At 64.2% G+C, this 1,199-nt stretch carries 2 protein-coding genes; both read right to left on the reverse strand.

Annotation, left to right across the window (positions count from 1 at the left end; translation table 11 throughout):
• The coding region (locus EN925_RS36625) for a GNAT family N-acetyltransferase (RefSeq protein WP_128337404.1) at positions 1-627 on the reverse strand (627 nt) is incomplete at its 3' end.
• A 4-nt stretch (positions 628-631) separates the two neighbouring features.
• Positions 632-1,199: GNAT family N-acetyltransferase (locus tag EN925_RS36630; RefSeq protein ID WP_128337405.1), on the reverse strand; the 568-nt coding region annotated here is incomplete at its 5' end.

Genomic DNA, 1,199 nt, shown 5'->3' on the forward strand with positions numbered 1-1,199 from the left:
TTCCATGTCGTCGGCAAACAGCGGGCCGATCTTGAAGCCGGATCGACACCGGCGCGCCACGCCAAAGCCGGTCACGCCGCGCGAACCGATTGCCGCCAACCCATGATGCGGTTCCTGCAGCCATCGCTGCAGGAAGGCCCGCCGCGGCGCCGGAAAACAATGGGCGTCATAGGCGACGACATCGGATAGGAGTTGCGTTGTAATCGTCCGCAACCCATCGGCCCTGGCCGTCGGGCCTGCCTTGCGCCCGGTGAAGCGGATGGTCTCGTAGGCCGGCGCGAAGCCCTTGCGCCGGTAATTGGCCTGCTGCTCGGCGACGCCGTCAAGGCCGACGGTCCGGCCTGCAAGCCTTTTCATGCCGGCGTCCCACACCGTCTTGCCGTAGCCCATGCCGCGCATGTCAGGCCGGGAGATGTAGAGGCCGATGAAGCCGAATTCGCTGCCATAGGCCACGGCCGAAATTGCCGCGACCATGTCGTCGCCGACAAAGGCGCCGATGAAGCCTTCGGGGTCCGCCGCCTGGAGCATCGCCGGGTCTTCAAGACCTGGGTTCCAGCCTTCCGCGGCCGCCCAGTCGACGAGAAGCGCCAGTTCCTGCAGGGACAGTGTGCGGATGATCGGCGTCATTGCGTTAGCTATCTTCTTCCGAGGGCGCCGCCTGGCCGGCGGCTTTGCGGCGCAGTACCTTGGTCAGCTTCCAGATCGTCGGGCTGTTCTTGACGAAGGCTTTCAGCCGCGCGCCTTGCCGAAGCGTCAGCGCCAGCATGCGGCCCTTCACGGTCAAGGGGACCAGCACTTCGAAATGCCGCGTTTCGATATCGCACCACAGCCGCTTGTAAGGCTCATCTCCTACCGAAAAGTCATAGACCTCGAAACCGGTCTCGCAGGCTTCCTGGATGTTGTCGAAGAACAGGAAGTCGCCGGGGCTGGCGTGCCCGAGATCGTCCTCGGCGATCGCTCCGAATTCGCAGATCAGGCGTTTGCCCGAGCGGCTTGAACCGGTAATGGCGCGCAGCTTGCCGGCAACCTCGAGCCCGTGCAGCACGAAGGAAGGCTTGTCCTCGCTAAGTGCTTGCGAAAACAGCGCGCGGAAGAAGCCGCGCACCTGCGCGTCGCCGAAGACGTTGGCGATGCCCATCTTGCGGAAGCGGAGTTCCTTCATCTCGAAGAAGGCGTCGAGCAGCCTGTCGACCTCGTCC

The sequence above is a fragment of the Mesorhizobium sp. M7A.F.Ca.US.006.04.2.1 genome, assembly GCF_004022915.1.
GTDB lineage: Bacteria > Pseudomonadota > Alphaproteobacteria > Rhizobiales > Rhizobiaceae > Mesorhizobium > Mesorhizobium ciceri.